The following is a 19,369-nucleotide window of genomic DNA, read 5'->3' on the forward strand; positions in this document are numbered from 1 at the left end:
TGTATGTTGATGTGACAACAGCGAAAGCATTAGAGCTGAAAGGTGTAACTGTAAAAGGCAAATTAGTTGTTATTGGTGACAACAAGACAGCGGGTAAGTTAACGATCACTGATTCAAAGATTGAAGCAATCAGTACACAGACAAGAAATACAGAAGTTGTATTAAGCGGTGAAACAGAAGTTAAGACAATCGTATTGGAAGAGACAGCGGCGGTAACACCGGATAAGAGCTTCAAAGGGGAAGTAGAGAAGATTGAAGTGCAGTCAACAACTAAAGGTGAAATCGTGATTGAAGTCCCTGCACAGGAAGTAAGTACACGGACATATGCAAGTGTTGATATCCAAGCACCGGTGGAAAGCCTTGAAGTAAAGACTGATACACAAATCAAGGTAAATGCCGATGTTAAGAATGTTTTGGTAACAGAAAGTGCAAAAGATACGAAGGTAGAAGTATCAAAAGGCAGTACAGTAGGCACAATTACAGCAGATGCTCCAGTAAAAATTGAAGGAAGCGGAACAATTAACAAAGTTGAAGCAAACGTTGATGGCGTAGAAGCTGGCAAGGATACAGTAATTAAAGATGTAGAAACAGGCAAAGATGTTGAGAAAGCACCAGAAGTAAATAAACCTTCAGCTGGCGGCTCAGCAGGTGGCTCTGGAGGTGGAGGCAACACACCGATTACTTACGAACTATCGATTCAAGAGACTGATCAAGTGCTCGAAGTATCTGATACAATTCAATTGCATGCAACTGTAAAACCTTCAACAGCAAGTCAAAAGGTAACATGGCATTCATCAAATGATGCAGTGGCAACAGTTGATGAAAATGGTTTTGTTACAGTAATGGGTTTGGGTACCTGTATGATTACGGCTAGTGACATTTACGGTAATAAAGCAAATATCACTATAACCGCAGATACATCAAAAATGACGTCACTGACACCTTATATAGATAGCAATACTGTCGTGGCAGGTTCTGTTATAGATATTTATTATGAATATTATCCGTCTGATGCTACAAATATATGGTTGGAATGGTCATCAGATAATCCAGGAGTAGCTGATTTTGAGGATTATTATTTGGTTGCGAAAAATCCCGGCACTGCTGTTATTACGGGATTAGCGCAGGATGGCAGTGGTTTATCAGCTGTTTATACACTGAATGTTATATCACCTGATAGTACAATTAATGTATCTAGCATGTTTATTGATGAACATTTTACAGATGTCAGTAATACGAATAATCCTTTCGCAATCAATCATGTATTAGATAGAGATTGGCTGAAAAGTACCAATGAAGGAATTGATGACAGTGTATCTGAAATTGAATTTAGTGTGCAGGGAAAAGGGTATTTGCTTTTTGATTATCTGCTTTCAAGTGAAGATTCTTGGGATTATCTCTCCGTAATAATCAATGGTGAAGAAACAAAGATTAAAGAACCATATAAGGTTGATGGTTCTGTATTTACTTCTTTTGAGAATATTACACCAATTACAAGACAATTTACGTTACCTCTAGATGTCAATCAAGTTAAGATATCTTATGTTAAAGATTCATCAGGAAATGGAGCATTAGATGCTTTATGGTTATCAAATATTCAATTCTTAGATGAAAGTAATCCAGCAGTACGCAGCTTAAAAGTAAATTATGATACCACAAAAGGTACTGTGATTTTAAAAAATAGTGAACAGCCTGATGGAATTTCAGTCGATAACGGGCAGAGTTATTCGTTGAAACTAGCTAATGCCATAACCTTGGAAGCTGCTCCATTGTATAATTGTGCGTTTATGGGCTGGTATGAGAATGGTGAACTATATAGTGAAAAAAGCAGTATTTCTTTTGATTTATTAACTGATCGTGAATTAGAAGCTCGTTTTTATGAGTACGCCAAACTGCCGGAAACGTTGACTGTACAGCGTACAGGTTCAGTGACTGCAGATTATAATGCTGCCGAAAAAGATATAACGATTGAACAAAATGCGATTAGTGAAACGGATAATGAATATCACATTATAATGGGAGCACTTGAAGAAGAAACGACAATTGCTGTTGAGGTGAATGGAAAACCTGTGGAATATCAGGGCAATACCGTTATCCTATCACAGCCAAAAGATAATGTTGTCATAACACTGACCGCTAATCGTGCAAATCATGCATCCGTAAAGCGTGTCATAACAATAAATGTTGGCGTGGCATTAAATAATATTGTTACCGAAGGTTCTGTTCTTGCGGAAAGTATATCAGGAAAAAATTACACAGGTTATGAATGGAAGCTGTCAAATGAGATTTATAATGAAGAAGGTTTTCTGGCTTTTAGTCCTAATGAAATTGGTAGTAGTTATAGATACGAAAACCTTCATTTAACAACTACAGGTTCAGGTCTTCTTCAATTTGATTATAAGACGGACTTTATTCAATCAAGCAGTTATCTAATGTTAGACAGTGCACTGATAAAGTCATGGTCTTCTAGTAAAACGAAAATAAAATTACCTGCCAGTAGTGAATGGACGACCTATACATTACCTATTGATGTTAATGCAGATGCTGTTAAAGATACTTATATGGCTTATTATCACTCAGCAAAAGAGACTGGTTCACCGGCTGTTAAGAATGTTCGCTTCTTGCAAGGGGATGTAAAAATAGAGTTTACTTCATCTGATGATTCATTAGGTTCTGTTTCAGCTTCATATACAAAAGGTAATGCACTTGATAGCGGAACCATGAGTTCTATTGGCAGAAGTGTAAGTTTTACGGCTTTACCAAATGCAGATGTTTTATTCATGGGTTGGTATAATGAAGCAAACGAACTGCTGACTCATTCAGAAACATATGAAATTACTGTTACTGATAATGTAAATATTCATGCATTATTTGCGGAAGCGGGCACTTATGTAGCAAGAATTGGTGATCAGATATTCACTAGTCTAGAGGAAGCTTTTGCAAGTGAATTAACTGATAATATAATCTTGATGGATGATTTAACGTTAGATCAGAACCTAATTATTCCAGAGGGTAGAACATTAGTCGTACCATGTATAAGCGGTGATGAGGGTTATGATGCACGAATTGAAAATAAAGCACAATACAACCCTGATGGTACAGTTGCAGATCGTAATGATCATAAACAGCTATATCAAAGCCTTACCGTTCCAGAAAATATCACTTTAGAGGTAAAGGGAACGTTGATTATTAATGCGGTCACTGGACGAGCGGCCGCCGGTCATTTTGATATGGATAATACAGGCGGCTATGGTCAGCTGAATCTAAATGGTACACTGATAATCAGTGGTAATGGTCTAGTTGATTCAGCAGGCTTTGTAAAGGGTTCAGGTGAAGTTATTGTAAAAGAAAATGGAACTTTAAGAGATTTATATGTAGTTAAGAATTGGCGCGGCGGCTCACAAGCATCCGAGGTTGTTTTGAATCATAACGTGTATCCGATGAATGAAGCGGACTGTCAGAATGTTGAAGTGCCAATTACCATTATGGATAATGGCAGCTATACAGGAATAGTAAAAATGTATGCGTCAGGGTCTTATAATAAAACAAGATTTCCATTAGTTGATCGTTATAATGGACTGATTCGTTTGACAGATAATGCTGAATTGCTAATCACTCGAAATAGTGATTTGTCGAGAACTAGTTTTTTAATAAATGGTGGTGCGGCAGCGTCAAGCAGTACATTAAACATTGTAGGTCTTGATTTATCGACAGGTACTTTTATTTATCCGGTTGACGGAGACACAACCTATATCTTAAGCAACGGCATTTATACATTTGAAAATGATTTTAAATTCCTTACTGGGTCAGAGTTATATGTGAAAGAGGGTGCTGAACTTATTCTTAATGAAGAAAACACACTGGTTTTCTATGATAAGTTTGATGATGTGGTAAACACAAGCACGACACAATATCCGGATCGCCCTGCATCTTTTATCAATATGGAAAAGGGTACGGCTTTTATTATAAATGGCAGTTTTGCTGGGAATATTGTAATTGATAAAAATGCAGACAGAGAGAGTCCTGTTACAATCAATACAGGCATTAATGCTAGGTTTAGGGTTATAACACAAGAAGCCGATGGTTATTATGATAAAATTACAGATGAAAAATATGTTCGTGATTTAACCTTTAATGCAACAATTAATGGTAAATCATTTGATTTTGAACCTGATACCACTTATACCTTCTATTATGAAGACAGTGTTCTGAAAGTTTTAGTTAATGGTATTGAACCCACTCTGTTTAATGAGACAGATGCTGACATAATTGAACCAGAAAATGAAATCATTCAGCCAACCGACTCACTTCCTGAAGAAATTCAGCAAACAACAGTTGCTGAGGACAGTATTGAAGAATAATTTATTTTATTCGTTAGGATCTCTTCCAATTATAGAAGAGATCTTTTCTTATTCCCTGAATCTGGGAATGCATTTCATTTGAAAAAATTATATTTATATGCTATCAGCCTATTGACAAATAATGTTATCCGAGGTAAACTCATGGTGTGAGTTAGATTAAACTAACCAAGGAGGTAGCATGATGCCGCTCTTATTAGGTAGAATTGGTGAACGCATGAAGGTTATTGAAATTCGTGGCAAAGAAGATGTTTGCACACATCTGAAAAATCTGGGATTTGTACCCGGTGCCGATGTATATATTACTGCCCGCAATGCTGGAAATATGATTATAAATATCAAGGACAGCCGAATTGCTATTGATGAGAAGCTGGCCGGTAAAATCCAGGTAGAAGTCTAAGGAGGATGGGTATGAGACAATTAAGTCAGGCGTCAATCGGTGAAACTGTCACTGTCAGTAAAATTGATGGTGAAAAGGGGCTGAAACGCAGAATTATGGATATGGGAATTACTAAAGGCGTGGAAGTATATATTCGTAAAGTTGCACCATTAGGTGATCCCATGGAAGTAAAAGTAAGAGGATATGAATTAAGTATTCGTAAAGCGGATGCGGAGAAAATCGAAATTTTATAAGCAGAGGTCACTCTGTTTAATTTTTGAATCATCAGTTAACTTAAGTTAACTATTGGAGGGAAACTATGAGCTTGAGAATCGCACTTGCAGGTAATCCAAACTGCGGTAAGACAACATTATTTAACGCGCTGACTGGCAGCAGTCAATATGTCGGCAACTGGCCAGGAGTTACGGTTGAAAAAAAAGAAGGTAAATTGAAGGGACATAAAGATGTTACTGTTATCGATTTACCAGGCATCTATTCATTATCGCCTTATACTTTGGAAGAGGTAGTCGCAAGAAACTTTCTGATGCAGGAAAAACCAGATGTCATCATTAATTTGGTTGATGCGACTAATCTTGAAAGAAATCTATATCTGACTACCCAGTTACTTGAAACAGGGATACCGACAGTCATCGCATTAAATATGATTGATATCATCGAAGAACGCAAAGATGTGCTGCATGCTGATGAATTATCGAAAAGTCTAGGCTGCCCGGTTTGTGAAATATCCGCGTTAAAGTCAAATGGCATTGATGGGATGATTGAAAAGGCGCTTTCATTGGCTGAACATGCTTCGGCCTATCATCCGGTTGAAATTTATACCGGTTTGCTTAAAGAAAAGGTGCTTGAGTGTGAAAAGCTATTAAGTGATAAGGCTGATAAAACATCCTCACGCTGGTATGCTGTTAAGCTGTTAGAGGATGATCAGGAAAGTCTTAAGGATATAACGTTGAGTGAAAATGATAAAGCATCTGTAAAAAAAGCCCGTGAAGTAATCGAACAGGAATACGATGATGACGCGGAAAGTATTGTAACCAATGCCCGCTATGAGTATATTGCTAAAATTCGTGATCAAATCATGATTCGTCATGACCATGAGGCACTGACCATATCGGATAAAATTGACCGTGTCCTTACCAATCGCTGGCTGGCCCTGCCTATTTTTGCTTTAGTAATGTGGGCGGTATATTATATTGCTATGAGTACGATCGGTACGATGGGTACCGATTGGGTCAACGATGTATTGTTTGGTGAAATAATCCCCAATGCGGCTGATTCACTGCTGACATCATTAAATGTCGCGCCATGGCTAACCAGTCTGATTCAAGATGGCATCATTGCCGGTGTCGGCGCTGTACTCGGCTTTGTCCCTCAAATCATGGTACTGTTTTTCCTGCTTTCAATTCTTGAAGACTGCGGTTATATGGCCCGTGTTGCCTTCATCATGGATCGAATTTTCCGCAAATTTGGGTTATCTGGAAAAAGCTTTATTCCAATGCTGATTTCAACAGGCTGCGGGGTGCCGGGAATCATGGCAAGCCGTACAATAGAGGATGAAAAGGACCGCAAAATGACAATTATGCTGACAACCTTTATTCCTTGTTCAGCAAAGCTGCCAATCTTTGGACTCTTTGCCGGTGCCTTATTTAACGATGCTGCCTGGGTATCTGCAAGTATGTATTTTATCGGTCTGGCATCGGTAATTGTCTGCGGGATTCTGTTAAAGAAAACTAAATATTTCGGCGGTGATCCAGCGCCGTTTGTCATGGAGCTGCCGGCCTATCACTGGCCTAGTGTCAAGGGCTTGTTTATCCATATGTGGGATCGTGCTAAAGCCTTTATTAAAAAAGCAGGAACGATAATCCTGCTGGCAACTATTCTCGTATGGTTTATGTCGAGCTTCAGCTGGTCATTTGAAATGGTTGATGCAAATGAAAGTATTTTGGCATCAATTGGTAATGTGATTGCTCCATTGTTTGCGCCGCTTGGCTGGGGTGACTGGCGGGCAGCTGTCGCAACCTTTACCGGTTTGATAGCGAAAGAAAATATTGTCGGTACCTTTGGTGTCCTGTATGGCTTAGAGGAAGTGGCTGAAAATGGTACTGAAATATGGACACAGATTTCGCAGCTTTTTACACCGGTATCCGCCTATTCATTTATGGTATTTAATCTGTTATGCGCGCCATGCTTTGCTGCTATCGGTGCTATTCGCAGAGAAATGGGCAGTGCTAAGTGGACATGGATTACCATTGCTTTCCAATGTGGTGTTGCTTATATTGCTGCATTATTGATTAATCTGATTGGTAATATGATTTTCTAATCTGAAAGGATAGAGAGGTGAACTCATGGGTACACTCATTGTAGGACTCATACTTCTGGCGGCTTGTATCATGGCAATTCGCTCATTGATTAAAGACCATGGCAGCTGCGGCGGCGGTTGTTCAGGCTGCAGCGGCAGCTGTGGAAAATGCCATCCTGCCACTGCAAAGGGAATCGATAAGCTGGTTAAGGAGAGCAAGGCTCGTCATGCAGGCTGATAAATGGTTCTCAAATTTAAAAAGAATACGTAAAGATGCGCATCTGACACAGGAAGAACTGGCAAAATGTGTCGGTGTAAGGCGTGAAACAATATCACAGCTGGAAGCGGGTAAGGGCAATCCTTCATTGCTTACTGTTCTTAAGATTGCTGAATTTCTTGAGACACCCGTTGATGAATTATTCAAACTGGCTGATTAACTCCTTTTAATTTCATAAAGAGGTAGCATGACAGAAATGTCAGCTATCTTTTTATTTTTATCGTATATAATATAAGAAACAACAGGAGGAATTAAAATGAAATATGAAATAATCGGCAATCAGCTGCCAGCTGTGGAATTGACTCTCGGTAAGGATGAAAGTGTATATACTGAGTCCGGCGGCATGAGCTGGATGGATGACTGCTTTGAGATGAACAGCAATACCCGCGGCGGCCTGATGAAAGGATTGGCACGGGCATTCAGCGGTGAATCGATATTTATGACAACCTATACATGTCTTAAGGAAGGCGGTAAGATTACCTTTGGCTCCAGTTTCCCGGGAAATATCTTACCTGTACAGCTAAGCGAAGGTGAATCATTAATCATACAAAAAACAGCGTTTTTAGCTGCCGAGGAGAGCGTCATCCTGGAAGTGTTTGTTAACAAACGGGCGGGTGCTGGTTTCTTTGGCGGAGAAGGATTTATCTTACAGAAAATCAGCGGCCCTGGTACAGCTTTTCTGGAAATCGATGGTGAAGTGATGGAAAAAACATTAAAACCTGGTGAAAAGCTGAAGGTGGATCAAGGTTATATCGCAGCCTACGAACCAAGCGTTGATTTTAGTGTTGAAACAGTTAAAGGGGTCAAGAATGTCCTGTTTTCAGGCGAAGGATTATTTTTGGCTACCTTGACAGGCCCAGGTAAAGTTTGGCTGCAGACAATGCCATTCAATGTTTTGGCTGGCCGTATTGCTGCCTGTATGCCAACTAAGAAATAATGCTTTGGCTGATTTATATCGGATCAGTGCTGCTGATGATCATTCTGGGTATCAGGATTTCACATTGTTCATATCCAGTTCAATATATGGCAAATGCTGAGGAGCGGCCAAAGGTAGAAGACATCTGCGGTTATAATCATGCATTGGGCAGGAATTTCATTTTATTCGGCATGCTGCTGCTGATTGTTTTGCTGCCGATGCTGCTGCCTATGCCCTATGCGATGCTCATGCTGTTCTGCATTCCTTTCTGGGCCATCGGGTTTATGCTTCGCTGTATGCAGATACAAACCCGCTATGAAGCTCAATCAAACAAGAAAAACTAGACAAATAGAGTATTCTGTCTGTTTATCGGACATGAAATAATGGCTGTCTATGGCAGAAGCTATGAATTTGCTTATGATTAAATTGGAAGTGATAATGTGGATAAGGATTATGATCTAGTGTTTGAGACACCGCGGGGGAAGCGGAGCGGCTATCTGATTTTCATGATTGAGAAACAGGCATTAAATGGTGTGCTGAATATCGGCAGCGCAAATGCTTCCTTTTTTGGCGGCACTTTTGATGAGCGTCAATTTAGTTTTAAAGGAAGTATTTACTTTCATTATTTACATTTGAATTATCAGGTAAAGGGACAATGGCTCTCAGATATGATTCAGGGAAATTTGTATATTCGGCACATGAAGTTTAATTTTAAGGGATACCCGCACATAAGAAAGCATCAGCCTTAGACTGATGCTTTTATGCTTATTGGTTTCTAAGATTGTCAATCGCGTTAGTAAAGCTTCCCTGCAGCATCGTTGATAAGGTAGCCGCCAGCTCTTCACTGCTGTCACGGCAGCCGCGGGTCAGCCATTGAATAATTAAACCAGAGAATGCAATCGCATAAAAATTAACAATGAAATTAAGTCTGTCCGGATCAATATTCACATCATGAGCAAATTGACGGATACCGTTCTCTACCATCGCAAATGAGGTTTCTGAAAGAAACATCTCCAAATGATCGCGGCCTAATGAATTAAATGTATTCAGACAGAATACCTTATTCTGTTCGATATATTTCAAGATTTTCAAAAAGTGGTCCGGCCATTGTTCTAAAGAATCAAATTCCGGAAGCTTTTCGATAACTTCACTTTGATAGATATAACCAAGGCATTCATAAATATCCTGAAAGTGATAATAAAAGGTCTGACGGTTCAGATCGCATTTTTCGCATACCATGGCGACGGTGATTTTATTCATGGGCATGAGGTTCATCAATTCTTTTAAAGCATGACCCAATTCTTTTTTTGTTAATGCTGAACTGCTCATAATCTCACCTCTATGCAGACATTGTACCATAAAATTAAGTGATTTAGAAGACGAACAAGCTCTCTTAATAAAATGACTAAATAATTAATAAAGTCAAAAAATGATTGACTTCTTGTTTGACCATGTTATAATGAATTCACTTAACGGAGGAAATTTATGTCTAAATTCTTGATAGTTACAGATACTACATCCACACTGATTCCTCAGGATTCAGAGAAATACGGAATTGAAATTGTACCACTCAGCGTACTGAATAAAGGGATTGAATATGCAGATGGTATTGATATTAATGCCGAGCAGTTTGCCGATTTGCTGCGTAATGGTGAGATGCCGACAACCTCTCAGCCTAACATCGGCAGAGTAGAAGAATTAATGAAGAAATGGAAGGCTGCTGATTATGATGCGATCCTAATTATTACGATTAGTTCTTATCTGTCAGGCACTTATCAAGGCTTCTTGATGACCGCCAAAAATCTGGATATGAAAAATGTACATGTGATTGATTCGCTGACTGTTGGCGCGCCAATGCTGGATATGGCATTGACTGCGAAGCGTTATGCGGATGCGGGACGTTCACTGGATGATATTTTGACAATGCTTAAGGCAAAAATCAAAGATACTTATTCAATGCTTTATCCGAAGAATTTGGAGCAGCTGAAAAAAGGCGGCCGCATTTCACCAGTTGCTGCCGGTATGGCTTCATTACTTAAAATTAAGCCGCTGCTTTATTTAAAGGAAGATGGTACTTGCGTTGAAAAATATGGAATGGCCAGAACAGATTCCAAGATTTATGATATGATCATTGAAGAATTTAAAAAGCGTAACGTAAATGCTGAAACCCATGAATTTTATATCATGGAGGCTGAAGGCATGGAGAATGTTGAAGCCTTTCTCAGTAAGGCCAAAGAAGCGTTTGGCACTGATATGAGTTTTAAAATTATACAATTACCTGCCGTACTTACATGTCATGCCGGCTTGGGCAGCTTTGCGGTACAATCTTGTTTAAAAAACTAATGAGCGAATGCTCATTTTTCTTTGCAAGTTATTGTGCAATCAATGCAACTTAAGAATGGAAGCTGGCAAAACATGGCATTCAGTGACATAATAAAGTAAAGAAGGAGGGTCTGCTTATGAAAATTATCTGTGCAATGCTATTAATGCTGTTATGCGGCTGCAGCACTCTTGTCCGTCCTGATGCTATTGATCATTATCAGTATGAGGGCAAAATTGTGGAAATAAAAGATGATCAGATGATGATCCTGGGAAAGGATGGCTTAGTACACGTTGGCGGTGAATTTGATACTCAATCATTAAAGGAAGGAATGCAGGTATTAATCGACACGAATGGAACCGTGAATGAAACATATCCTATGTCAATTCAATGTATTGGATCAATTCAGGTGGTCAAAGAAGAAGATGACCTGATTGGCTTCTATCTGGATGTGATACAGGATTTATTTGATACTGATCCAGGCTTGAATGATAAGATTGAGATGATTGCTTTTGATCTAAGCAAGGCTGACAATCTGGATGAAGCAGAAAAAGATGCGTTGATCTGGATGGCCGGCAGTATGCTGGGCACTGATACCCGGGCCGCAACATATGATGAGCTTGTAGAAGAAGGGCTTATCGATGATGAAAATCTATATTTTGAGAAAGGACTGCTGTTTAATCTTGAAGCTAAGACTGTCGATGAGAACCATTTTACTTTCACAATACAGAAATGGCGCAGTGGTTTAGGCGCTTATTGGTTTGCTGATTGCAAGGCGGTTAAAACGGATAATGAATGGCATTATGAAATCGGCGCTCAAATGATATCCTGATGAAATTTAGATAAAAATGAGTGATTCAATGAATGGCTTTGATGTATAATAATAAGCATGGAAACCATTATTTATGTAAATCAATGCAGATTGTATCTGGAAATTGAAGGCGAGGGTGAGCCCTTGCTTTTTCTCCATGGCAATGGTGAAGACAGTCATTATTTTCAGCGTCAGCAGTCATTATTCACAAAATATTATCAATGTATTTTTATGGACAGCCGTGCTCACGGTAAAAGCGATGTAGGTACAGCGCCGCTTTCTTTAACGCTGATGGCTGATGATGTCATAAAGGCCATTGAGGCATTAAATCTGCCGCCGGTGAATGTGCTGGGCTTCAGTGATGGAGCTAATATTGCTTTACTGGCCGCGTTGAAACAGCCGCAATTATTTAAACGCATTATTTTAAATGGGGCCAATATTATGCCAAGCGGTCTGAAAACTAGTGTATATCTGTCAATTTTGCGTGAATATGTTTTCGCTAAAGGGCTTAATCGGCAGCTGCTCGCACTGATGGTCAAGGAACCTAAGCTGTCATTTAAAGATTTGACACGCGTTCAATGTCCGGTACTAGTCATTGCGGGTGAGCATGATATGATTAAAAAGGCACATACACAAAAAATTGCCGCTTCACTGCCTGATGCAAAGCTGGCAATTATCCCTAAGGCAGATCATTTCTGCGCGTTTAAACACGATCAGATATTCAATCAGATTGTTCTTGAATTCTTGGCTGGCAACTTAATCCCTTAAGCTAAATACTTAAGGGATTTTATTTTACTTGTATAAAAAAAGAATGACATCCCTTGATTGTCATTCTCAGTAATTCAAAATTTTTAATTCTCAATATAATCAGCATATTGCTTTTTAATATTATTTAAAGATTCTTTTGGAATCGGTATCGTGATATTACTGATTAAAGTAAAATGCCGATTTTCCAGCTTATTAATATAATTCATACTGACTAAATAGCTTTTATGACATCGCAGAAATCTTCGATCATCTAATTGCTTCTCGATATTATCCAGCTTATCATTAATTGATATGACACTGCCATCCTTGCAGTGGAAGAATACCTGCCGTTTTAAGCTTTCTACATAGACAATATCCTTGTGTTTGATTCGATAATAACCAAACTTAGAATTCAGTGTGATGTAGCGGGCATCTATTTTTTGGAAAATATGACATAATTCATCAGCCAGCGCTTTAACTTCTTGCGCATTATACGGCTGAAGAATATAATTAAAGGCACGTATTCCATAAGAAGCATAGGCATAGTCCTTAACCGCTGAAGTTATCACAATCTTGCAATGACTGTCATAGGTGCGAATATAACGTGCCAGCTTCATTCCTTCACTGTCCTCGCCGTCAACGGCGATAAAGATAATATCATAGACAACATGGTTGTCACAATGATTCAGCGCCTCTTTGTAGTTATCATATTTGGTAATTAGAAAGGGTGTTTTATTAGCTGTGAGAGCATCGAATAACATTGTATAGAGTGTTTCTAAATTTTCTTTATTGCTGTCACATATTGAAAATCTTAACATGTTGAGCCTCCTAAAAATTAAAAATTGTTTTCAACAAAAGGCCGCAGCACAAGTTCATGAACAACCGCATCATCCTCACATTCTAATACGGCAAGGATAGCGTTGGCAACTGTTTTAGGATGCATGTAATCTTCACGGACATTTGTACGGAAATTTGTGTTAATTCCACCGGGATATATACCAGTAACCTTGATATGACTTTCTCGGACTTCTTTTAATAAGATCTGATGCAGGATATCCATCGCGTGTTTACTGGCAGAATAAGCGCCGCTGTTTTCAATGGAATGCTTGCATACTGAAGAAAGAATATTTATGATATGCCCATCACCGACTTCCTTCATATGGGGAAGTACACCTTGAATAAAGATCAGCGGTGATACACAGTTCAGATTAAGCATATATCTTAAATCATTCAAATCAATATTTTCTACTAAATCTTTTTTTATATTTGCACCGGCATTATTAATTAGTATATCAATATCACCAAGCGCTTCCTGAGCGTTGCGGATGAAGGCATAACAGCATTCATCATCAGTAACATCGAAGCATGCCGCAAATACCTTGACACATGGGTTTACGGTATGGACTGCGCGTACAGTTTCCTTTAGCTTAGCTTCATTTCTGCCGCAGATTGCTAATGAGCAGCTATATTTGCTGGCAATCGCCAGCGTCAATGCTTTACCAAGACCATCACTGGCACCGGTAATCAAGACCTTAGATTGATTGCTGATCATAAGCGTTACCTGTAAAAGCCTGGGAATTCATCAAAACCGGCATATCCGGCATCAATGTATTCATCACGCAGGGTAATATATAGCTCAGCATAGGTAGCTTCCATATAAGGCATAACAGCAACACCGACAATGCCGCAGGTGAAGGAAGACAGAATCATCCAGCCAATGAAAGATAAGTATAATACGAAAATATCCCATTTATTACCCATTGTCATTTCCCGTGTCATTTGAAATACCCGATGGGAATTAAGTCCTGGATTTTCAGCAAGAATATATGAAATTTGACTGTACTCAATGCTTTTAATAATACCCGGTACAATAAACAGCAGGGTCCATAGGAAGATATACAGATTGCATATAAACATAATCGCCACAATGTTGAAGTAATCCTTTTGTCTGAATGTAAACAGCAGGGCTTCCATGGATGAAGGCTCTTCACGGTTTTCCAAGAAGTAACGGGCCTTACCAACATTTAATGGATTAATAATAAAAATGCTGTAAATAATGCCAAGGATTCCCAGCAAAGAAGCTGAGAATAAAGAAAGAAAAAGCAGGGGCCGATTATAGTAGGAAGTCATTGAACCTAAATTCAATGTGAATTCCTGATAATCGAGGTTATATTCGACGGATATGAAATTGCCGGCCAGTACCGCGATGACGATACAAACGAGCAGGCACTGCCAGTAATTCGCTTTAATTGAAGCTTTGGCGCGTGCTTTTAATTCGGAACGTGTCCACATAAAATCACCTCACTATTATTATACGCTAATCAAGCAACTATTTTAAGTGTTTATTTCAGAAGTGTCACTCTGATACCTGATTATATCGGCCTGTTCCTGAGTGATTAATGCTTGCTTAAGCATTGCGTCAAGAACCTCAAGCTGACGCTTTCTGGCGGCCTCATAACCATCAGACAGCTGCAGCACTGCCGGAGCTTGCGGAAGACCGGCCAGCAATGTTGCCTCATCTAGTGTTAATTCATCGGCGTTTTTATGAAAATAGCCCTGCGCCGCGTTTTGAATGCCATAATAGCCGTCTCCGAAATAAATGATATTCAAATAAAGCGTCAGAATTTCATCCTTGGTCAATGCGCTCTCCAGATCGCGTGCAAAGAACAATTCTGCTACTTTTCGAGATAAATTCTTATCCTGATCAAGAAATAGGTTTTTAGCCAGCTGTTGGGTTATTGTAGAGCCGCCCATGACATAATTCAGATGGATTATATCGGTAATTACGGCCTCAACTATTTTAGCGATACGAATGCCTTTATGAGTGTAAAAATGCGGGTCTTCAACAGCCAGAATCGCATTGATAAAATCTTTGCTGATTGCATTAAGCGGTGTATAGGAGGCGTCATCCTGTATAGCTTGGATGGTAAGCGTCATGGATTCATTACTGCGAATTGACACATAACGGCGATAACCAACACAAAAAGTCGCTGATAAAAAGAGCAATGCGGTCAGCAGCAGACAGGTTATACAGCGTTTGAGATGCTTTTTCATGGCTTACCTCCTAAGAACGTGATTTACTATATCATTTTTGTGTGAAATTGAAAAGCGGCGTTGTTTGTTTTATACTATATTTTATACCGGCAGCCGCTATTTAGACGTTATTGGCTGCGGAAAGGATCGGCGATGCTTCTACAATGTACAAAGACAATGCAGAATAAACTGAAAATCAATGATGGTGATCTTGAGCACCATCAGGGACATGAAATTGATTTTTATGCATGGCACGTTCATATGATTACCATTGACCGCCGCCGTATTTTTGTTTTAATGAATAATGTTACCCGTTATCCAGTATTAATTTATCGACCGTCAGATGCTGATATGCGGCACCCGAAACAGCTCTTTTTAACGGCAATCAAGGCCGCCTTGCTGGAAGAGGGAATTGATTTACAAATCGTTGAACGATATATCGAGGGTAAAATCAGCTATGCGGCATGCAGCGGCATGAGCTTGGTTTCTAAACTCAATGCGTTATGTCAGGATATTCGTAATCATTATTGTAAATGCTTTGAACCTAATATGGTTTGTCAGCCGAGATTATCAGTGCTGCTCTCCCATCAGCCGCAGACCTATGGCAAAGTGATTGACATGCCTTATAAGCGAATGCTTCGGCAATTAAACAGAGTCTATGATTTAAACCAGACAAATCTAATTAATACGCGTACTTATCAGCTTCGTGTCAGCCTTGATTTAAACCAGACCACCGTGATGCGCCGCTTTACCATTCCGGCTCATTTTACCTTTCATCAGCTTCATGAGGTCATCAAAATCTTGTTTCAGTGGCCGTCAGCGATGAAGTATGAATTTCAGGTAGATGAGCAGCGGCTGCAGGATGGCAGTGTGATCGCTAGTGAAAACGGGGATACACACCGATGTCTGTCAGCGCTGATTGAGAGCTGTAAAGACTGTGTTTATCAAAATACATGGCGGCATACTATTGTGTTAGAGGGAATCATTGAAGAGGGCCATCGTTCAGGTCCATATTTAATAGAACGTGAAGGCATCCGGCCGCCTTTAAATGTCCGTACTGAAAAAAGCTATCTTGAGTATCTGAAAATCATCAGCAATCCCAAAAGCAAAAGACGCCGTCAGTTAATGGCCGGTAATTTTGGTGACCGCTATGAGAAAGCCTGCAGTGATGAACGGCTGAACCAACTGTTGAATAAATGGCCGCAGGCATGCCGGTCGAATCATGATCATCATTAAATGAATTATAAAAAAGAACAAGCTCTGCTGAACTTGTTCGTATTTTTTAATTGGCAGGAGGAGAAGGGATCGAACCCTCGATTACAGAGCCAGAATCTGTCGTCTTACCACTTGACCATCCTCCTAAAGATGGGGTGAAAACAATGAATGATTCATCATTTTCTGCTTGGGATAATGAGCACACAAAATCCCTGCTAATAGTATATAAGATTTCAAATAAAAATGCAAGATGAAATTTTAAAAGTTTTTCACCTTAAGGAACGAGATCAAAATGATTCCTGATGTTGAGGGAAATTCATTCCTTGAGCTCCTGGATTATCCAAAGGCACACTAGATAGGATGCCATAATTTTTATTTATCATCCATCCACTTTAGAAATTCAATTTGTATTTCCAGCATTGCATTTTCAAGACTGGCAATCGCTCGGCCACCCATTTTCGTAATCAGCAGATTCACAACCGTTAAGCCCAAACCAGAAGCTTTTCCCCGCGACTTATCAGCGGTATAGAATCTGTCAAAGATATGCTGCACATTCAAGTCAATATCTTTTTGCACAGGGTTTTTAACTGACAGTATTACAACATTCCCAATATTTTTTAATTCTATTTCGATATCGCCCACAGAATGAGTAATACAATTTTGTATCAGATTCTGTAAAATTCTTGTCGTATAGTTCTCATCAGCACGTACAAATAGAGACTTATCGTGTTTATATGTTACGGATAAACCCTTATTTTCTAATTGTGAAACATAATTTGCCAGATTTTCAGCCGTTAAGTTTGCCAGATTTATTCGTTTCAGAGGTATATCTTGTTGGCATAATGAAAAATAGGAATATTCCCAAAAGTGTTCTGTAAGCAATGCCATTTCATCAACGTGTTTTTTGATGATTACAAGTTTTTCCATCTGCCCGTCCGTCAGATTATCCTGTTCAAGCAATTGCAGATACCCCTTGATCGCGGTGAGCGGTGTGCGTAAATCATGAGAGATACTTGCAATTGTTTCTCTAAGTGTGTTTTCCTTTTGGATACTGTTTGATACAGCTTGCTGACCTATTTCTAAACACTGATTAATATTCGCTGCCAGCAAGGATAATTCAGTATTTAATAATTCTAAAGAAATCGGCTGATTTGTGTTTCTATCCCGGCGCTCGGCTAGCTGCCGCTGTATTCTGCGTATTTGTTTGGAAAGTATAAATACATACAGCAATGATATCAGCAGCAGTAATACCAGAAATACAATAAGGCTATTCATCGCAGCACACTCATTTTAATTCGGCTTTTCGGAAGAAAATATGTGTCACTGCAATTACGGCAATAATACATAGTACACTGACGAAAGCCGATTGTAATAAATTTATAGAAGCATATTCGCACAGGGCCAGTTCCTTAAATGCTCCCAGTGGTGTTTTCGCGAGCAAGCGGCCTATTTCATAATTGGCAGCACCAATTGACATCAGTGCATTGCCGCCAAGCACAATCAGTACAAAACTTACACCCATAACAATCATTGGTTTTCGCACAATAAATGCTAAAAAGAGTGTCAAGCCATTGATCGCCATCGCGTTAAGTATGATTGTTAAAAATACCACAAGCATTTTGAAGATCACATCTGCTGTTATGGATGTACCAAATTGTATAAAGATTCCTTGAAAAACAGCGCGTCCTAATGGATATGGCAAAAATACTAAGCAATAGGCAATCCCAAAGGCGAAGATTTTGCTGAACATGATGGCAGTTCGGCTATGTCCAGCTGCAATTTCAGTTTGAATTGTACGATTTTCAAAATCATTGCATATCAATATGCCGACTATAAGAATGCCGATTACTGTAATTGTCGGCATGTCACGCAATGATGAAAAAAAAGCATCAAAGCCTGTTAAGGCAATTTCTAATTCTTCGGCATGTTCAGAGCCAACATAGTTAAAACTTGAAATAGAAGATACAATGGAAAGTGCAGCCATCAGCAAGAACATGATTTTGATTGGCAGCGATTTGCTTAGTTTTATCATTTCGCATCGAATTAGATTAAACATTTCTGCTCCTTTCCATTAAATCTATATAATAGTTTTCTAATGTATTACCCTCAATCGATAAGTTAGTAATAAGAATATTTTTACGTTGAAATAACGCGGCAAGCGTCTCCATACGATCTGTAAAATCAAATAAACGTATAGATTTATCCGGCATTACAAGATAATTTTGAGTATGTAATTCTTTTTCCAATGTGCTGACCAATAATTCTGGCTGATTGGTGCGTAACAGCACATACTGTTTGCATTGTTCCTCAAGCTCTGACAGGGTGATCGTTTCAATAATTTTGCCGTGATCGATGATGATATAATCGGTAGCGACTTGATAAAGCTGTGACAGATTATGACTGGACAGCAATATAGTGATGTTTTTCTCAGCGCATAGGGTTTGTAAGAGATTGCGCATATCTACGATGCCGACTGGATCAAGTCCATTGATCGGCTCATCTAAAATCAATAGCTCCGGGCTTCCAATCAATGAAAGAGCGATACCTAATCGCTGTTTCATGCCTAAAGAAAAGTTTCGGGCTTTTTTCTTGCCGGTATTTTGCAGACCGACTAATGCAAGCAATTCCTGTTCTAATTCCTCATTGGGTATTCCTTTTATGATGCGATGCAGATGTACATTTTCTTTTGCACTCATTGATGTATTAATTGCAGGTGCTTCTATCATAAAACCGATTCTTTGCCGAGCATGCTGCAAATGTTTGGCTTGTGTATAGCCAAACAAATTTATTTCGCCGCTGGTTGGAAAGGTCAAGCCAGCGATAAGGCGCATAAAGGTTGTTTTTCCCGCCCCATTATGCCCGATGAGTCCATAAATCCTGCCGGGCTTCAATGTGATAGTTACATTATCCAAGGCAACAGTATTGCGGTAGGTTTTTGTCAGTGATCTAGTTTTTAAAACATATTCATCCATTCAACGGCCTCCTTGTTTTCTGTA

General features: G+C 39.2%; 21 protein-coding genes and 1 tRNA gene. 13 read left to right on the forward strand and 9 right to left on the reverse strand.

Features of this window, described 5'->3' with window-relative positions:
- Positions 1-194: 194 nt before the first annotated feature.
- The 9 genes from DAHG_RS18380 to DAHG_RS01305 all read left to right on the forward strand — a co-directional run bounded on the left by DAHG_RS18380 (position 195) and on the right by DAHG_RS01305 (position 8,996).
- Entirely contained in the window at positions 195-4,361 is a 4,167-nt protein-coding gene (locus DAHG_RS18380) for an Ig-like domain-containing protein (RefSeq protein ID WP_161650491.1), read from the forward strand.
- Between the two features lie 178 nt (positions 4,362-4,539).
- Positions 4,540-4,758 (forward strand): FeoA family protein, encoded by a 219-nt coding sequence (locus DAHG_RS01270; RefSeq protein WP_034456310.1) that lies wholly within the window; start codon positions 4,540-4,542, stop codon positions 4,756-4,758.
- Positions 4,759-4,769: 11 nt separating this feature from the next.
- Complete coding sequence (locus DAHG_RS01275; protein ID WP_022936503.1) at positions 4,770-4,991, forward strand: FeoA family protein; 222 nt, start codon at positions 4,770-4,772, stop codon at positions 4,989-4,991.
- A gap of 65 nt (positions 4,992-5,056) precedes the next feature.
- Positions 5,057-7,075 carry a ferrous iron transport protein B gene (gene feoB / locus DAHG_RS18385; protein WP_022936504.1) on the forward strand — a complete coding sequence of 673 codons (2,019 nt, stop codon included), beginning with the start codon at positions 5,057-5,059 and terminating at the stop codon, positions 7,073-7,075.
- Between the two features lie 25 nt (positions 7,076-7,100).
- The gene (locus DAHG_RS20820) at positions 7,101-7,292 is read left to right on the forward strand and encodes a FeoB-associated Cys-rich membrane protein (RefSeq protein WP_022936505.1); all 192 of its coding nucleotides are present in this window, start codon (positions 7,101-7,103) and stop codon (positions 7,290-7,292) included.
- Positions 7,282-7,491 (forward strand): helix-turn-helix transcriptional regulator, encoded by a 210-nt coding sequence (locus tag DAHG_RS01290; RefSeq protein ID WP_022936506.1) that lies wholly within the window; start codon positions 7,282-7,284, stop codon positions 7,489-7,491. Before DAHG_RS20820 ends, DAHG_RS01290 begins: the two co-directional genes overlap by 11 nt.
- A gap of 96 nt (positions 7,492-7,587) precedes the next feature.
- Complete coding sequence (locus DAHG_RS01295) at positions 7,588-8,268, forward strand: TIGR00266 family protein (RefSeq protein WP_022936507.1); 681 nt, start codon at positions 7,588-7,590, stop codon at positions 8,266-8,268.
- The gene (locus DAHG_RS01300) at positions 8,268-8,591 is read left to right on the forward strand and encodes a hypothetical protein (RefSeq protein ID WP_022936508.1); all 324 of its coding nucleotides are present in this window, start codon (positions 8,268-8,270) and stop codon (positions 8,589-8,591) included. Before DAHG_RS01295 ends, DAHG_RS01300 begins: the two co-directional genes overlap by 1 nt.
- Before the next feature lie 96 nt (positions 8,592-8,687).
- On the forward strand, positions 8,688-8,996 hold the full coding sequence (locus DAHG_RS01305) for a hypothetical protein (RefSeq protein ID WP_022936509.1): 309 nt from the start codon (positions 8,688-8,690) through the stop codon (positions 8,994-8,996).
- Between the two features lie 16 nt (positions 8,997-9,012).
- Here DAHG_RS01305 and DAHG_RS01310 read toward each other — a convergent pair whose 3' ends face one another.
- A complete protein-coding gene (locus DAHG_RS01310) occupies positions 9,013-9,576 on the reverse strand; it encodes a TetR-like C-terminal domain-containing protein (protein ID WP_022936510.1) in 564 nt (187 codons plus the stop codon).
- A gap of 156 nt (positions 9,577-9,732) precedes the next feature.
- Between DAHG_RS01310 and DAHG_RS01315 the strand changes: the two genes are divergently transcribed.
- The 3 genes from DAHG_RS01315 to DAHG_RS01325 all read left to right on the forward strand — a co-directional run bounded on the left by DAHG_RS01315 (position 9,733) and on the right by DAHG_RS01325 (position 12,146).
- The gene (locus tag DAHG_RS01315) at positions 9,733-10,590 is read left to right on the forward strand and encodes a DegV family protein (protein ID WP_022936511.1); all 858 of its coding nucleotides are present in this window, start codon (positions 9,733-9,735) and stop codon (positions 10,588-10,590) included.
- 116 nt (positions 10,591-10,706) lie between these two features.
- Entirely contained in the window at positions 10,707-11,399 is a 693-nt protein-coding gene (locus DAHG_RS01320; protein WP_022936512.1) for a hypothetical protein, read from the forward strand.
- Positions 11,400-11,456: 57 nt separating this feature from the next.
- On the forward strand, positions 11,457-12,146 hold the full coding sequence (locus tag DAHG_RS01325) for an alpha/beta fold hydrolase (RefSeq protein WP_022936513.1): 690 nt from the start codon (positions 11,457-11,459) through the stop codon (positions 12,144-12,146).
- 83 nt (positions 12,147-12,229) lie between these two features.
- Here DAHG_RS01325 and DAHG_RS01330 read toward each other — a convergent pair whose 3' ends face one another.
- From DAHG_RS01330 to DAHG_RS01345, 4 genes are read right to left on the reverse strand one after another with little or no spacing between them, the layout of a single operon-like run.
- Positions 12,230-12,943 (reverse strand): LytR/AlgR family response regulator transcription factor, encoded by a 714-nt coding sequence (locus DAHG_RS01330; protein ID WP_022936514.1) that lies wholly within the window; start codon positions 12,941-12,943, stop codon positions 12,230-12,232.
- Between the two features lie 17 nt (positions 12,944-12,960).
- Positions 12,961-13,677: an SDR family oxidoreductase gene (locus tag DAHG_RS01335; RefSeq protein WP_022936515.1), complete on the reverse strand. Its 717-nt coding sequence runs from the start codon at positions 13,675-13,677 to the stop codon at positions 12,961-12,963.
- 5 nt (positions 13,678-13,682) lie between these two features.
- Positions 13,683-14,417 (reverse strand): DUF975 family protein, encoded by a 735-nt coding sequence (locus tag DAHG_RS18395; protein WP_022936516.1) that lies wholly within the window; start codon positions 14,415-14,417, stop codon positions 13,683-13,685.
- 42 nt (positions 14,418-14,459) lie between these two features.
- Complete coding sequence (locus DAHG_RS01345) at positions 14,460-15,179, reverse strand: biosynthetic peptidoglycan transglycosylase (RefSeq protein ID WP_022936517.1); 720 nt, start codon at positions 15,177-15,179, stop codon at positions 14,460-14,462.
- A gap of 132 nt (positions 15,180-15,311) precedes the next feature.
- Here DAHG_RS01345 and DAHG_RS01350 point away from each other — a divergent pair, with 132 nt between their 5' ends.
- Positions 15,312-16,394 carry a DUF6933 domain-containing protein gene (locus tag DAHG_RS01350; RefSeq protein ID WP_022936518.1) on the forward strand — a complete coding sequence of 361 codons (1,083 nt, stop codon included), beginning with the start codon at positions 15,312-15,314 and terminating at the stop codon, positions 16,392-16,394.
- A gap of 51 nt (positions 16,395-16,445) precedes the next feature.
- On the opposite strand, the gene DAHG_RS01355 is transcribed toward DAHG_RS01350, so the two are convergent.
- The 4 genes from DAHG_RS01355 to DAHG_RS01375 form a co-directional block, all read right to left on the reverse strand.
- Positions 16,446-16,519, reverse strand: a tRNA-Gln gene (locus tag DAHG_RS01355).
- A 226-nt stretch (positions 16,520-16,745) separates the two neighbouring features.
- Positions 16,746-17,648 (reverse strand): sensor histidine kinase, encoded by a 903-nt coding sequence (locus DAHG_RS01365; RefSeq protein ID WP_022936520.1) that lies wholly within the window; start codon positions 17,646-17,648, stop codon positions 16,746-16,748.
- A 10-nt stretch (positions 17,649-17,658) separates the two neighbouring features.
- Entirely contained in the window at positions 17,659-18,429 is a 771-nt protein-coding gene (locus DAHG_RS01370; RefSeq protein WP_022936521.1) for an ABC transporter permease, read from the reverse strand.
- A complete protein-coding gene (locus DAHG_RS01375) occupies positions 18,422-19,345 on the reverse strand; it encodes an ABC transporter ATP-binding protein (RefSeq protein ID WP_022936522.1) in 924 nt (307 codons plus the stop codon). The genes DAHG_RS01370 and DAHG_RS01375 overlap by 8 nt, the downstream gene beginning before the upstream one ends.
- Positions 19,346-19,369 lie beyond the last annotated feature (24 nt).

The organism is Dielma fastidiosa (assembly GCF_000313565.1).
In the GTDB taxonomy this organism is placed as follows: domain Bacteria; phylum Bacillota_I; class Bacilli_A; order Erysipelotrichales; family Erysipelotrichaceae; genus Dielma; species Dielma fastidiosa.

Coding starts and splice junctions, on each gene's coding strand:
- DAHG_RS01270 (WP_034456310.1), top strand. CDS start 4,540: ATGATGCCGCTCTTATTAGGTAGAATTGGTGAACGCATGAAGGTTATT.
- DAHG_RS01275 (WP_022936503.1), top strand. CDS start 4,770: ATGAGACAATTAAGTCAGGCGTCAATCGGTGAAACTGTCACTGTCAGT.
- feoB (WP_022936504.1), top strand. CDS start 5,057: ATGAGCTTGAGAATCGCACTTGCAGGTAATCCAAACTGCGGTAAGACA.
- DAHG_RS20820 (WP_022936505.1), top strand. CDS start 7,101: ATGGGTACACTCATTGTAGGACTCATACTTCTGGCGGCTTGTATCATG.
- DAHG_RS01290 (WP_022936506.1), top strand. CDS start 7,282: ATGCAGGCTGATAAATGGTTCTCAAATTTAAAAAGAATACGTAAAGAT.
- DAHG_RS01295 (WP_022936507.1), top strand. CDS start 7,588: ATGAAATATGAAATAATCGGCAATCAGCTGCCAGCTGTGGAATTGACT.
- DAHG_RS01300 (WP_022936508.1), top strand. CDS start 8,268: ATGCTTTGGCTGATTTATATCGGATCAGTGCTGCTGATGATCATTCTG.
- DAHG_RS01310 (WP_022936510.1), bottom strand. CDS start 9,576: ATGAGCAGTTCAGCATTAACAAAAAAAGAATTGGGTCATGCTTTAAAA.
- DAHG_RS01315 (WP_022936511.1), top strand. CDS start 9,733: ATGTCTAAATTCTTGATAGTTACAGATACTACATCCACACTGATTCCT.
- DAHG_RS01320 (WP_022936512.1), top strand. CDS start 10,707: ATGAAAATTATCTGTGCAATGCTATTAATGCTGTTATGCGGCTGCAGC.
- DAHG_RS01325 (WP_022936513.1), top strand. CDS start 11,457: ATGGAAACCATTATTTATGTAAATCAATGCAGATTGTATCTGGAAATT.
- DAHG_RS01330 (WP_022936514.1), bottom strand. CDS start 12,943: ATGTTAAGATTTTCAATATGTGACAGCAATAAAGAAAATTTAGAAACA.
- DAHG_RS01335 (WP_022936515.1), bottom strand. CDS start 13,677: ATGATCAGCAATCAATCTAAGGTCTTGATTACCGGTGCCAGTGATGGT.
- DAHG_RS18395 (WP_022936516.1), bottom strand. CDS start 14,417: ATGTGGACACGTTCCGAATTAAAAGCACGCGCCAAAGCTTCAATTAAA.
- DAHG_RS01345 (WP_022936517.1), bottom strand. CDS start 15,179: ATGAAAAAGCATCTCAAACGCTGTATAACCTGTCTGCTGCTGACCGCA.
- DAHG_RS01350 (WP_022936518.1), top strand. CDS start 15,312: ATGCTTCTACAATGTACAAAGACAATGCAGAATAAACTGAAAATCAAT.
- DAHG_RS01365 (WP_022936520.1), bottom strand. CDS start 17,648: ATGAATAGCCTTATTGTATTTCTGGTATTACTGCTGCTGATATCATTG.
- DAHG_RS01370 (WP_022936521.1), bottom strand. CDS start 18,429: ATGTTTAATCTAATTCGATGCGAAATGATAAAACTAAGCAAATCGCTG.
- DAHG_RS01375 (WP_022936522.1), bottom strand. CDS start 19,345: ATGGATGAATATGTTTTAAAAACTAGATCACTGACAAAAACCTACCGC.